Origin of the sequence: Rhodoblastus acidophilus, from assembly GCF_900187365.1 — a bacterium.
GTDB lineage: Bacteria > Pseudomonadota > Alphaproteobacteria > Rhizobiales > Beijerinckiaceae > Rhodoblastus > Rhodoblastus acidophilus.
This window is the reverse complement of sequence record NZ_FYDG01000001.1, coordinates 770,878-783,007: the sequence shown is the minus strand read 5'-3', so window position 1 is coordinate 783,007 and position 12,130 is coordinate 770,878. Positions and strand designations below refer to the sequence as shown.

The window sequence follows — 12,130 nt, the reverse complement described above, 5'->3', positions numbered from 1 at the left end:
GCGGGCCTTGAACCCGCGTTAGGTGAGGAGAGATGAATGGCGGCGGTCCAACAGACAGTCGACACAGTGAAGACGCTTGACGTCGACGCCTATAAATACGGTTTCACCACCGAGATCGAATCCGACAAGGCCCCGAAGGGGCTGAACGAGGACACCGTTCGCTTCATTTCGGCCCGCAAGCGCGAGCCGGACTGGCTGACGCAATGGCGCCTCGACGCCTACAGGCGTTGGGAGACGATGGCGGAGCCGCGCTGGGCGCGGGTCGATTACCCGAAGATCAACTATCAGGATCTTTATTATTACTCCGCCCCGAAAGGGACGGCGGGGCCGAAGACGCTCGCCGAGGTCGATCCCGAACTGCTGCGCACCTATGAAAAACTCGGCATCCCCTTGAGCGAGCAGGAAATTCTGGCGGGCGTGCAGGAGCGCCGCGTCGCCGTGGACGCCGTGTTCGATTCCGTGTCGGTGGTCACCACCTTCAAGGAGGAGCTGGGGAAAGCTGGCGTGATCTTCTGCCCGATTTCCGAGGCGGTGCGGGCTTATCCCGAACTGGTGCGCAAATATCTGGGCTCGGTGGTTCCGGTCACCGACAATTACTTTGCGACCTTGAACTCGGCGGTGTTTTCCGACGGCTCCTTCGTCTACATTCCGCCGGGCGTGCGCTGCCCGATGGAACTGAGCACGTATTTCCGCATCAACGAGCAGAACACCGGCCAGTTCGAGCGCACGCTGATCATCGCGGACGCCGGCTCCTACGTGTCCTATCTGGAGGGCTGCACCGCGCCCAAGCGCGACGAGAACCAGCTGCACGCCGCCGTGGTCGAGCTGATCGCGCTCGAAGACGCCGAGATCAAATATTCCACCGTGCAGAACTGGTATCCCGGCGACAGCGAGGGACGCGGCGGCATCTACAATTTCGTCACCAAGCGCGGCGATTGCCGGGGCGCGCGCTCCAAGATTTCCTGGACGCAGGTGGAGACGGGATCGGCCATCACCTGGAAATATCCGTCCTGCATCCTGCGCGGGGATCATTCGCGCGGCGAGTTCTACTCGATCGCGATCTCGAACGGACATCAACAGGTCGATTCCGGCACGAAAATGCTGCATCTCGGCAAGAACACGTCGAGCCGGATCATCTCCAAGGGCATTTCGGCGGGACAGTCGCAGAACACGTATAGAGGCCAGGTGTTCGCGCATCGCAAGGCGCAGAACGCGCGCAATTTCACCAATTGCGACAGCTTGTTGATCGGCGACCAATGCGGCGCCCACACCGTGCCTTACATCGAGGCGAAGAATTCCACCGCGCAATTCGAGCATGAGGCGACCACGTCGAAAATCTCCGACGACCAGCTGTTCTACTGCATGCAGCGCGGGTTGGAGGCGGAGGAGGCGACCGCGCTGATCGTCAATGGTTTCGTGCGCGACGTGCTGCAGCAATTGCCGATGGAGTTCGCCGTGGAGGCGCAGAAACTCATCGCGATTTCGCTCGAAGGCAGCGTCGGCTGACAGGATTTTGCACCATGCTTGAGATCGAAAATCTTCACGTCAGGGTGGCGGGCAAGAAAATTCTCGACGGTTTGAATCTGACGGTCGAGGACGGACAAGTCGCAGCCATCATGGGGCCGAACGGCTCGGGAAAATCGACGCTCTCCTATGTCGTCGCCGGCCGCGCCGATTACGAGGTGGAGCAGGGGAGCATCAAGCTCGACGGCGCGGACATTCTGGAAATGTCGCCGGCCGAACGCGCGGCGCGCGGCCTTTTCCTGGTGTTCCAGTATCCGCTGGAAATCCCCGGCGTCGCCACCATGACCTTCCTCAAGGCCGCCCTCAACGCCCAACGCAAGGCGCGCGGCGAAGCGGAGCTGCCGACGCTCGAATTCATGAAGCAGGTGCGCGCTGCCGCCGCGAAATTGAACATTTCTCAGGACATGCTCAAGCGCCCGGTCAACGTCGGCTTTTCCGGCGGCGAGAAGAAGCGCATGGAAGTTCTGCAAATGGCCTTGCTGGAGCCGCGCTTCGCCATTCTCGACGAAATGGATTCCGGCCTCGACATCGACGCGCTGAAAACCTGCGCGGAAGGCGTCAACGCCCTGCGCGGCGAGGGGCGCAGCCTGCTGGTGATCACCCATTACCAGCGCCTGCTCAACTTCATCCCGCCCGACGTGGTCCATGTGATGTCGCGCGGCAAGATCGTCAGAAGCGGCGGCCCCGACCTGGCGCTGGCGCTGGAGGCCACCGGCTACGCCGATTACACGGAAGGAGCCGCCGCGTGACCGCGCTCGCGCCCAATCCCGCCGAGGAGGATTTGGCGACATTCCTGCCGGCGGACGCGTCGCCGTCGGCGCGCCTGTTCTTCGATCAGTTCCGCAAGGCGGGCCTGCCCAATCGCCGCGTCGAAAGCTGGCATTATTCGGACCTGCGCGCCCGGCTGCGCGCGGTTCCCCCGCTGGCGCGGGCGCCGGACGAGGCGGCGCGCGCCGTGGCGCGGCAAAAGCTCGCGGCCGGCGCGTTTTTGCGCGTCGTCACCGTGGACGGTTTTTATGCGCCGGAGCTTTCGGATGATTTTTCCGCCGTGGCCGGCGTCGAAATTATCCGCGCCGGCGAAGCGGATTTCGCGGGCGAGACCGCCGATGCGCTGCTGGATCTCAATGCGGCGCTCGCGCGCGGCGGCTTCGTGCTGGACATCGCCGCGGGCGCGCGCGTCGAAACGGTCATCGAGATCGTCGCGCTGGCGGGCGCCGAGACGGACCGCAGCCGCTTCGGCCGCAACCTCATCCGGCTCGGAGCGGGTGCGCACGCGAAAATTGTCGAGACGCGCGACGAGGGATTCGCCGGCTTCGGCGACAGCGCGCTGTTCATCGCCTTGGGCGAGGACGCGCAACTCGATTACGCCTGCCGCTGCCGCGAGACGGCCAGCGTCGAGGTGCAGTCGCTCAACGTGACGCTGGCGGCGCGGGCGAATCTGCGCTCCGTCGCGCTGCTGGCGCAGACGCCGTTTCTGCGGCGGCAATATTTCGTGTCGCTCGCGGGCGAGGGCGCCGAATTGCAACTCGCCGGCGCGGCCATTCTGGGCCGCACCGATCACGCCGACGTCACGCTGGCGGTGCGTCACGACGCGCCCGCCTGCACCAGCCGCGAGACGTTCAAATATGTGCTCGGCGATCACGCCAATGGCGTGTTCCAGGGCAAGATCGTCGTGCCGCCGCATGCGCAGAAAACCGACGGCAAGATGATGTGCCGGGGCCTGCTGCTGTCGGACGAAGCCGCGCTGTCGGCCAAGCCGGAGCTGGAGATTTTCGCCGACGACGTCGCCTGCGGCCATGGCGCGGCGGTGACCAAGCTCGACGCGCAACAGCTGTTCTATCTGGAGACGCGCGGCGTGCCTCATATCGAGGCGGAAAAAATCCTGATCGACGCCTTCGCCGCCGATGTTTTCGAAATGCTGGACAGCGAGGCTTTGCGCGATGTGCTGCGCGCCGATCTGTCCGAACTGCTGGGCGAGGAGAAGCCGGCATGAATCAGATGAAGCCGATTTACGACCTCGCGAAAATCCGCGCGGACTTTCCCATTCTTGCGGAACGGCCCTATGGCAAGCCGCTGGTTTACCTGGATAACGCCGCCAGCGCGCAAAAGCCGCGTCAGGTGATCTCGCGCGTGACTCATGCCTTCGAGCATGAATATTCCAATGTGCATCGCGGCCTGCATTACCTCGCCAACGTCGCGACCGACGCCTATGAAGCCGCGCGCGAAAAAGTGCGCGCCTTCCTCAACGCCGGCTCGACCGACGAAATCATTTTCACCCGCGGCGCCACCGAGGCTTTCAATCTCGTCGCCTCCTCGTTCGGCCAGGCGCATATCAATGCGGGCGATGAAATCGTGCTCTCGATCATGGAGCATCATTCCAATATCGTGCCCTGGCATTTCCTGCGCGAGCGCAAAGGCGCCGTGCTGAAATGGGTCGACGTCGAGGACGATGGAAGCTTCTCGCTGCAACGCTTCGAGGAAGCTCTTACGGATCGCACCAAGATCGTCGCGCTCACCCACATGTCCAATGTGCTGGGCACGGTGACGCCGGTGAAGGAGATCGTGCGGATCGCCCATGCGCGCGGCATCCCCGTGCTGATCGACGGCTCTCAGGGCGCGGTCCACGCGCATGTCGACGTGCGCGATCTCGACGTCGATTTCTACGTCGTCACCGGCCACAAGCTGTATGGTCCCACCGGAATCGGCGCGCTCTACGGCAAGCTGGACTGGCTGGCGAAACTGCCGCCCTTCGCCGGCGGCGGCGAGATGATCGAAACCGTGACCTGCGAAAACGTCACTTATGGCGCTCCGCCGCATCGGTTCGAGGCGGGCACGCCGCCGATCGTCGAGGCGATCGGCCTGGGCGCCGCGCTCGACTATATGGAGACGCTCGGCCGCGACGCCATCCGCGCCCATGAGGCCGATCTTGCGGCCTACGCCGGCGCGCGTCTGGCCGATCTGTCGTTCCTGCGGCTGATCGGAACGGCGCCGGGCAAGGGCGCGCTGTTCTCGTTCGAGATGAACGGCGCGCACGCCCATGACGTGGCGACGGTGATCGACCGCGCCGGCGTCGCGGTGCGCGCCGGCACGCATTGCGCCCAGCCCTTGCTGGCGCGCTATGGCGTGACATCGACGTGCCGGGCGTCCTTCGCCCTTTACAATACGCGCGAGGAAGTGGATGCGCTGGTCGTCGCCCTGACACACGCCGCCGATTTGTTCGCCTGAGGAATTTCGCCAGGATAGACCCGAAGATGACCGAGACCGACACCCAGCCCAATCATCCCGAGATCGCCGCCGAGGCTTTGCGCGCGCAGGATTGCGACCAACTCACCGAGGGCATCGTCGCCGCGCTGAAGACTGTTTACGACCCGGAGATTCCCGCCGATATCTACGAGCTCGGCCTGATCTATCGCGTCGAGATCGACGACAGCCATTTCGTCAAGATCGACATGACCTTGACCGCGCCGGGCTGTCCGGTGGCGGGCGAAATGCCGATCTGGGTGGAGAATGCGGTTTCCGCCGTTCCCGGCGTCGCCGGCGTCGAGGTGAAAATGGTGTTCGATCCGCCGTGGGACCAGAGCCGCATGTCGGACGAGGCGCGCGTCGCGCTCGACATGTGGTGAGCGGAGCCGCCGCTTGGCATCTCGCCGGCCTGAGGGCGAAAACTACGCGGAGACGATGGCGCGGCGAGATGACGACCGTTCAAGTCGCCGACGCCCAAAGCCTGCCTTTTGCGGAAGGCCGCTTTTGACGCCGTCGTCCGCCAGTAAGGATCGGGCGCATCGTGAGGCGCGCCGCGTCCTCAAGCCCGGCGGCGCCTATCATGTCTGCGTTTGGGATTCGACGGACGCCAATCCCTTTGAGCACATCGCCATGAACCGGCTGCGCCGCGCGGCGCCGGTTTTGGCGACGTGAGCGTCGACATCCTGCCGCGCATCGTGGGACTGGAAACCTTTCGCGCTTTCGCCGAGGGCGTGGCGCTCGGCTCGCCGCACGGCTTGACGAGATCGCCGCCGCTTTCGCGCAGGCGTTCGGCCCCGCGCGGGCCGCTCAGGGCGCGCCGATCACCTCGCGATCCGCCGGCCATTTCATGCGATAGGCGAGGCGCAGCTCCTTGCTCTCGTTCGGCGCCAGCGTCAGGCGCCATTCGAGCAGGCCGCGCTTGCCCTCGGGGTCCTTGTCGGCGCCTTGCGTGGTCTGCGGCAGAAGCTCGACCGTAATGGCGTTGGTCTCGGAATAGGGCGTCTGGTCCATCGCCAGCAGAGCGACGGGGAAGTCGTGCAGGTTGCGCAGCACGGTCTTGTAGTCGCGCGTTTCCGTCTTGGTCTGACCGTACCAGCTCGGCTCGTTTTCCTTGCGCTTAACCGGGCTGCGCGTGACCGTCACCCGTTCGTCCGGCCCGAAGCCGAGATCGGCGCCCTCCTGGCTGGCGATCAGCTTCAACGCGCCCTGGCCGATCATCGCGCCGTCGCGATAGAGCGTCACCGGGCCGGGCAGCAGCGGCGCCTCCTCGCCGTTGACGAAATGCGCCGAAAGAAACGCGCGAGGGTCGAGCGCCGGGGCGGTTTTCCAGCTCAACTCCGCGACGGGCGATTGCGTCGACAGCGCCACCAGTTTCGTTGTCCCGTCGGAGGCGAGGCTCACCTTGCCAGGGGCGCGGAACAACGCCTGCACGCCGTTGAAGTCGAGTTGCGCCATTTGCGGCTTCGCCGCCTCGCGGCGCTTGGGCGCGGCGTCGGCCATCTCCGGGGCGGGCGGCGCGGCGGCGGGCGCCGGGACGGCGCGCATCAGGCCTCCCATCGGCTGCGGCTCGAAAAACTCCAGCTTTTGCGGCTGCGGCTCGGGCGCGCTGGCGCCGGAGGCGGCCGGGAAGGCGGCGAGGCTCAGACTGACGTCGCTCCAATCCTCGCCGGTGCGCTGGCTGATCGCGGCCCGGCGCAGCACTTCCAGCTTCGCGCCCTTGCCCTTGTCGCCCATGGTCAGCCGCGCCTCATAGGCCGGCGTCCAGCGGGCCCCGCGCAGGCGATAGGTCAGGCTGAGGCTGTACTTGCCTGCTGACGGCGCCTCGACGTCCACAGCCACATCCTGCGCCGCGCCGCGCGGCCCGTGTGGCGGCCGGGCGGCTTCCTGGGCCTTGATCCTCGCCTCGATCTCCGCGACGGCGGCGCGGGCCAGCCGCAGCTCCTCGCCGGTCCTGGCCAGCGCGCTTCCCACCAGATCGAAGGCCGCGCTCCACTCCTGCGCCGACAGCGGCTTGTCGTCGATCCGGGCCGGGCCTTTCTGCCCATAGGCCTGGATCATCGCCGCCTTGGCGGCGAGCGCGTCGGCCTTGACCTGCGCGGCGTCGCGCTCGTCGCGCAAGCCTTTCAGCGAGGTCTCGAACTCGCCGTCCAATTTGGGCGCGGGCGCGCGGCGCACATCCACCGCGCCAAGCGTCAGAGCCGCTTCGCCCGCGCCGGCGATTTGCAGCGTGGCGGCGTCGAGCGTCGCCGGAAGGCCGCGCAGCAGCACCCGGCTGGCGCCGGCGGGCAGATCGACGTCGACCACGCGGGTGGCCTGGGCGGCGTCGGGATAGAGCGTGACGGCCTCCACCCGCGAGGCGGCTTCGATCTCCGCCGCGAGCGCGGGACAGGCGAGGCAAAGGGCGGCGAAAGAAATCAACAGGCGCATGAAAATCCTCTGGGTCGGAACCTTGGCCGCACACTAACCGCGCGATTGCGCGTTTTTTTCGGCGCAAGCGCCGCTTGCGCGGCCGGCGCTGGACATTCGCGCGCGCGCCGCCAAAGGTCTCGGCCAAGGAGAAACAGGTGACCGCATGGATTCGCGCCCACCGCGCCCTCAACGGCAGCGCGGTGACCTTGCTCGTTCTGACCGCCGCCATGTGGGGCGCGCATGGCGTGGTGAGCCGCGCCGCCGTCGGCGAGGTTCCGCCGCTCACGCTCGTCACCCTGCGCTGGCTGCTGGTGTGCGCCATGATCCTGCCGTTCCTGCGCGAGGACTTGCGCAAGGCCTGGCCTGTTCTTCGGACGCGCAAGCTGTATATGTGCCTGATGGCGCTGAGCGGCTATACCGGCTTCAACGTGCTGTTTTATCTTGCGGGATCGCGCACCAGCGCCGTCAACCTCGGCCTGCTGCAAGGCGCGATTCCCGCGAGCGTGCTGGCGCTCGGCGCCCTGTTCAAGGGCTTCCCGGCGCGTCCACTGCAGTTCGCCGGCATGGCCCTGTCGTTTTGCGGCGTCGGCCTGATCGCCGCGCAGGGCGATCCGTTGCGCCTGGGCGCGCTGTCGCTCAACAGCGGCGACGCGATGATGCTCGTCGCCTGCGTGCTCTACGCGCTCTACACCGTGTCGCTGCGCGACCGGCCGCCGCTGCCGCCGCTGGTGTTTTTCGCCGGCATGGCGGTGGCGGCTTTCGTCGAATCGCTGCCCCTGTTCGCTTGGGAGATCGCCTCCGGCGGCTTCTTCTGGCCCTCGCCCACGGGCTGGGCCTTCGTGTTGTTCGTCGCGCTGTTTCCGTCGCTGATGTCGCAGATTTTCTTCATGCGCGCGGTGCAGTTGATCGGGCCGGGGCGCGCCGGAATTTTCACCAATCTGACGCCTTTGTTCGGGGCCGTGTTTGCGATAAGCCTGCTCGGCGAGCCGTTTCACCCCTATCACGCCGCCGCCATGATTCTCGGTTTGTCTGGCATAGCTCTGGCTGAATGGGGCGGGCGCAGGTGAGGGAACCATGGATCGACGCGCATTCTTGAGCCTGGCGGCGGCGCTGGCCGCCAGCCCGGCCTGGGCGGAGGATTTCGCCGGCTTCGTCGAGGGGTTCCGCGGTACCGCCCGCGCCGCCGGCGTGTCCGACGAGATTTTCGAATCCGTGATCGGCGGCTTGAGCCAGGATCCGTCGCTGTCCGGCAAGCGCGCGGGGCAGGGCGAGTTCACCCGGCCGCTGAAAACCTATGTCGATGAGGCCGCTTCACCCGCCCGCGCCAAGGCGGGGCGAGACGCCGCGCAGAAAAACGCCACTGCCTTGAACGCGGCTTCCCGCGCCGCCGGGGTTCCCGGCGAGATGATCGTCGCGCTGTGGGGCATGGAAAGCGATTTCGGCCGCTCGCGCGGCGACCGCGACATTTTCCGCACCCTCGCGACGCTGGCGTTCCTGCATCCCGATAATCCCGTCTATGCGCAGGAATTCGTCGCCGGACTCGTCCTGCTGCAAAAGGGCCTGCCGCGCGAAAAGCTTCGGGGATCCTGGGCGGGGGCGATGGGCGATCCGCAATTCATGCCCTCCGCCTATCTCAAATACGCCAAAAGTGCGTCCGGCGGCGCGCCCGACATCTGGAACGCGCCGGATTCGTTGCTGTCGATCGGCAATTTCCTGCATGAAAGCAGCTGGGCGGCGGGCCTCGCTCCCCTGATCGAAACGCGCGCGCCGGAAGGTTTCGACTATGCCACGCTGAAGCAGGATTTTGCCGCCTGGCGCGCGGCGGGGTTCAAGCCGCTGGACGGCGGCGCGCAGGCCGATCTGCCGCGCGCCGGGGCGGCCATGCTGTTCTTCCCGGTCGGCGCCGAGGGGCCGGCCTTCCTGCTGTCCGAAAATTTCTTCGTGCTGAAGGCCTATAATTTTTCGGACTCCTACGCCTTCGCCGGTTCGGTGCTGGCTGAGCGCATCGCCGGCCGGCCCGCGCTGCGGCAGGCGTGGCCGGCCGAGGCGCAGCCGCTTTCGGCGGAGGAGCGCGCGGACATTCAGCGTGGCCTGATGCAAAAGGGGCTGTACGACGGCAAGATCGACGGACGATTCGGGCCGGTGACGCGGCTGGCCATTCACGCCCTGCAACGCGGCGCCGGGGTGGCCAGGGCCGATGGGTATCCCTCGCGCGCTGTCCTCGACCTTTTGCGCGCGAATTGATGGAGAATGAGCAATGAAGACAGGTTTTTTCGGGGTGACGACGTTGGCGACCTTGGCGCTGGCCGGCGCGCTGGCGGCGCCGGCGCTGGCGCAGGTCGCCTCCGGCGAGCCCTATATGGAAGCGCGCGCCGCCCTGATCGCCCAGGGCTGGAGGCCCGACGCCTCCTATGGCGCGCGCATGGCCAATGGCAAGCCGCTGTACCACTTCCCCGAAATCTGGTGCGGTCCGCAGATCTGCCGCGCCAAATGGCATGACGCGCAGGGCCACGCCCAGTCGATCATGCTCAATCGCGGCTTCAATCAGGACCACACCGTCGCCGGCATGGAGTGATCCGCCGGGAGCGCCGGGTTTACGGCGTCTCCGGCAGGTTCAGCGCCTTGCGCAATTCCGCGCGGGCCGCCGCCAGCTCCGTCTTGTAGCTCGGGTTCTGCGCCAGCGCGCCGTGAACCGCATAGGCCAGCGCCCGGGCTGCTTCGATATCGCTGGGGTAATGCACGCCGCAGATATTGCGGGCGAAGGCGAAGCCGGCGGCGCGGGCGAGAATGTCGTCGCGCCGCTCGGGAACCATTTCCACCAGGGTCAGGCCGAGCAGCCAGCCGACCATGCTGTGGCCGCTCGGATAAGAATCGTCCTTGGGCGTGGTGGGGCAGGCCGGATGCAGCGTCGGATCCGCCGCATAGGGCCGCTTGCGATTATACAAATGTTTGGCCGCGCCGACATTGACCTTGGCGTCTTCGAAAACGCGACGGGCCAGGGCGACCGTCAGCGGCAGGTTCGCTTCGGAAAAAACATCGCCGAACAGCGGCTTGAACATGAAAATCGTTTGGTTGCCGGCGTCGGCGCGCGCGGCCTCCTCCTGTTGCGGCGTGCGCGTGCGCTCGATCTCGTGCAGCCGCGCCAGATCGGCCTGATGCGCCTCGGACCCGTCCGCCGGCGGCGGCGGCACGATCAGGATAGCTTCGGATTGTTCGGGCGTGACGAACACCGCCTCCCGCGCCAGGGCGGAAACCGGCGTCAAAACCAGAGCGACGGAGACGAGAAGGGCGGATTTCTGCATTTTTCCTCCAGGCGGCCATGCTCGCGACACACGGCGGAGCGCCTGTATCGCCGCCCGCTGGCGACTTTGCAATGATGCGTCGCAGCAAAAGCATTGACATTTTGTGCGTCGCAACATAGATTAGACCTCGTAGCGCAGGCCTCGCCTGTGCTGCAGCCCTCCTTGGGCGTTTCCTCCCTAGACTTGGGCCGCTGTTCGCAGCGGCCTTTTTTTTATGCGCGGCCGCCCATGGGGAGGTTCTCTCCGCGCGAGCGTTGCAAGAAAGACTCACGCGGCGGACATTCGTCAGCGCAGTGGCGATATTGCGGCGGGGCGCCCGATGCGGGGCGGTGCGAAAAAACGCCCTGTTCGCCTGCAAAAGCAGCCGTTCGGGCGGCGAAAGCCAAGAGCTTGATCCTGCAAAAAAATCATTAGGCGACCATGAGCGCGGCGCTTGCTGGCTCCTGAAAATTCCATTAACTACAACCTGTAATTGAGACGCGCCGCAATAGAATCACAGATGTGACGGCCGCAGAGCGCGAACGAACGGGAATCCACCGAGAGAGAAACGTTGCCTGTAAAGCTGAGGCCAGCTTTTTGGGGGGGTGATGCTTGACATTGTTACAGTAATAGCCAATCCGCTGCTTTGGAAGAGCCGCGTCGCCACGGCGCGACGAGCGATCGGCTCCTGGCTGGAGGAGCCCGAGGTCCGGGTCACCTTGGTCGAATGCGCCTATGGCGACCGTCCCTACGAATTGGAGGACTTCGCCGGCTATCCCCGCATCACCTATGTGCCGGTGCGCGCCAAGACATTGGTCTGGAACAAGGAAAACCTGATGAATATCGGGTTTGCCCGTTCGCCGGAGGATGCCAGATATTTTGGCTCGTTCGACGCCGATATCGTGTTCCGCCGTCCCGGCTGGGCCAGGGAGGTGATCAATGCGCTGCACCTCTATCCGGTGATCCAGCCCTGGGAAATCTGCTACGACCTCGGGCCGAACGACGAATTGATCGGCGTCCACAAGAGCTTCGCCTCTCTGCTGCACGCGGGCCAGCCGGTCGCGCCCAATGGCCCGAAAATGTGGAAGTCGGACGGCGGCCCCTACGAATATCCCCACAGCGGCTACGCCTGGGCCTATACGCGCGAAGTTCTCGACAAGCTCGGCGGTCTGTTCGAGGTGGGCGGCATGGGGTCGGGCGACCACCATATGGCGCTGGCGCTGGCGGGGTTCGGCGACAAGTCGGTGCACGGCAAGGCCAATGGCAATTACCTCAATGCGGTGCAGCGCTGGGAGGCGCGGGCGCGCGAGCATGTCAAGGGCAAGGTGGGGGCGCTGCCGTTCGCCGTCGAGCACCTTTTCCACGGCTCCAAAGTCCGGCGCAATTATGTCGGGCGCTGGGATATGTTCGTGCAGCACCAGTTCGACCCGGTCAACGACCTGATCCGCAATTCCTGGGGCGTGCTGGAGTTTTCCGGCGACAAGCCGGAGCTGGAGCGAGCGTTCGACCGCTATCTGCGCTCCCGCAACGAGGACGCCAACTGCGTCTAGCGCAGATTCCCGAAAAGCGTGCCCGGTTTTCGGAAAAGACTATGCGTCAAAATAAAAAGCTGAAGTGTGTTCGGTGAACGGAGGTTCATCGAACGCACTCTCGGCGGGGCCGCCCGCGGCGTC

12 protein-coding genes are annotated in these 12,130 nt (G+C 65.7%); 10 read left to right on the top strand and 2 right to left on the bottom strand.

The window, feature by feature from the left end; all coding sequences use genetic code 11:
* Positions 1–36: 36 nt before the first annotated feature.
* The 6 genes from sufB to CFB24_RS22970 all read left to right on the top strand — a co-directional run bounded on the left by sufB (position 37) and on the right by CFB24_RS22970 (position 5,439).
* Positions 37–1,506, top strand: a complete 1,470-nt coding sequence (gene sufB / locus CFB24_RS03305; RefSeq protein WP_088519117.1) for a Fe-S cluster assembly protein SufB — start codon at positions 37–39, stop codon at positions 1,504–1,506.
* A gap of 14 nt (positions 1,507–1,520) precedes the next feature.
* Positions 1,521–2,273: a Fe-S cluster assembly ATPase SufC gene (gene sufC, locus CFB24_RS03300; protein ID WP_088519116.1), complete on the top strand. Its 753-nt coding sequence runs from the start codon at positions 1,521–1,523 to the stop codon at positions 2,271–2,273.
* A complete protein-coding gene (locus CFB24_RS03295) occupies positions 2,270–3,517 on the top strand; it encodes a SufB/SufD family protein (protein WP_088519115.1) in 1,248 nt (415 codons plus the stop codon). The genes sufC and CFB24_RS03295 overlap by 4 nt, the downstream gene beginning before the upstream one ends.
* Entirely contained in the window at positions 3,514–4,749 is a 1,236-nt protein-coding gene (locus tag CFB24_RS03290; protein WP_088519114.1) for a cysteine desulfurase, read from the top strand. The genes CFB24_RS03295 and CFB24_RS03290 overlap by 4 nt, the downstream gene beginning before the upstream one ends.
* A gap of 26 nt (positions 4,750–4,775) precedes the next feature.
* Positions 4,776–5,147, top strand: coding sequence for an SUF system Fe-S cluster assembly protein (locus tag CFB24_RS03285; protein ID WP_088519113.1), 372 nt, complete (start codon positions 4,776–4,778; stop codon positions 5,145–5,147).
* Positions 5,148–5,271: 124 nt separating this feature from the next.
* On the top strand, positions 5,272–5,439 hold the full coding sequence (locus CFB24_RS22970) for a class I SAM-dependent methyltransferase (RefSeq protein WP_158255140.1): 168 nt from the start codon (positions 5,272–5,274) through the stop codon (positions 5,437–5,439).
* A 135-nt stretch (positions 5,440–5,574) separates the two neighbouring features.
* On the opposite strand, the gene CFB24_RS03280 is transcribed toward CFB24_RS22970, so the two are convergent.
* Positions 5,575–7,194 carry a mucoidy inhibitor MuiA family protein gene (locus tag CFB24_RS03280; RefSeq protein ID WP_088519112.1) on the bottom strand — a complete coding sequence of 540 codons (1,620 nt, stop codon included), beginning with the start codon at positions 7,192–7,194 and terminating at the stop codon, positions 5,575–5,577.
* Positions 7,195–7,331: 137 nt separating this feature from the next.
* Here CFB24_RS03280 and CFB24_RS03275 point away from each other — a divergent pair, with 137 nt between their 5' ends.
* From CFB24_RS03275 to CFB24_RS03265, 3 genes are read left to right on the top strand one after another with little or no spacing between them, the layout of a single operon-like run.
* Positions 7,332–8,243: a DMT family transporter gene (locus CFB24_RS03275; protein ID WP_244593113.1), complete on the top strand. Its 912-nt coding sequence runs from the start codon at positions 7,332–7,334 to the stop codon at positions 8,241–8,243.
* A gap of 7 nt (positions 8,244–8,250) precedes the next feature.
* Positions 8,251–9,420, top strand: a complete 1,170-nt coding sequence (locus tag CFB24_RS03270) for a lytic murein transglycosylase (protein WP_088519111.1) — start codon at positions 8,251–8,253, stop codon at positions 9,418–9,420.
* A 13-nt stretch (positions 9,421–9,433) separates the two neighbouring features.
* A complete protein-coding gene (locus tag CFB24_RS03265; protein WP_088519110.1) occupies positions 9,434–9,751 on the top strand; it encodes a hypothetical protein in 318 nt (105 codons plus the stop codon).
* A 19-nt stretch (positions 9,752–9,770) separates the two neighbouring features.
* Here CFB24_RS03265 and CFB24_RS03260 read toward each other — a convergent pair whose 3' ends face one another.
* A complete protein-coding gene (locus tag CFB24_RS03260; protein ID WP_088519109.1) occupies positions 9,771–10,478 on the bottom strand; it encodes an acid phosphatase in 708 nt (235 codons plus the stop codon).
* A 587-nt stretch (positions 10,479–11,065) separates the two neighbouring features.
* On the opposite strand from CFB24_RS03260, the gene CFB24_RS03255 reads away from it, so the two are divergent.
* On the top strand, positions 11,066–12,007 hold the full coding sequence (locus CFB24_RS03255; protein WP_088519108.1) for a hypothetical protein: 942 nt from the start codon (positions 11,066–11,068) through the stop codon (positions 12,005–12,007).
* Positions 12,008–12,130 lie beyond the last annotated feature (123 nt).

Bases quoted from the DNA above. Each gene is read 5' to 3' on its own strand.
- CFB24_RS03255 (WP_088519108.1), top strand. From the start codon at position 11,066: ATGCTTGACATTGTTACAGTAATAGCCAATCCGCTGCTTTGGAAGAGC.
- sufB (WP_088519117.1), top strand. From the start codon at position 37: ATGGCGGCGGTCCAACAGACAGTCGACACAGTGAAGACGCTTGACGTC.
- sufC (WP_088519116.1), top strand. From the start codon at position 1,521: ATGCTTGAGATCGAAAATCTTCACGTCAGGGTGGCGGGCAAGAAAATT.
- CFB24_RS03265 (WP_088519110.1), top strand. From the start codon at position 9,434: ATGAAGACAGGTTTTTTCGGGGTGACGACGTTGGCGACCTTGGCGCTG.
- CFB24_RS03285 (WP_088519113.1), top strand. From the start codon at position 4,776: ATGACCGAGACCGACACCCAGCCCAATCATCCCGAGATCGCCGCCGAG.
- CFB24_RS03270 (WP_088519111.1), top strand. From the start codon at position 8,251: ATGGATCGACGCGCATTCTTGAGCCTGGCGGCGGCGCTGGCCGCCAGC.
- CFB24_RS03260 (WP_088519109.1), bottom strand. From the start codon at position 10,478: ATGCAGAAATCCGCCCTTCTCGTCTCCGTCGCTCTGGTTTTGACGCCG.
- CFB24_RS03290 (WP_088519114.1), top strand. From the start codon at position 3,514: ATGAATCAGATGAAGCCGATTTACGACCTCGCGAAAATCCGCGCGGAC.
- CFB24_RS03280 (WP_088519112.1), bottom strand. From the start codon at position 7,194: ATGCGCCTGTTGATTTCTTTCGCCGCCCTTTGCCTCGCCTGTCCCGCG.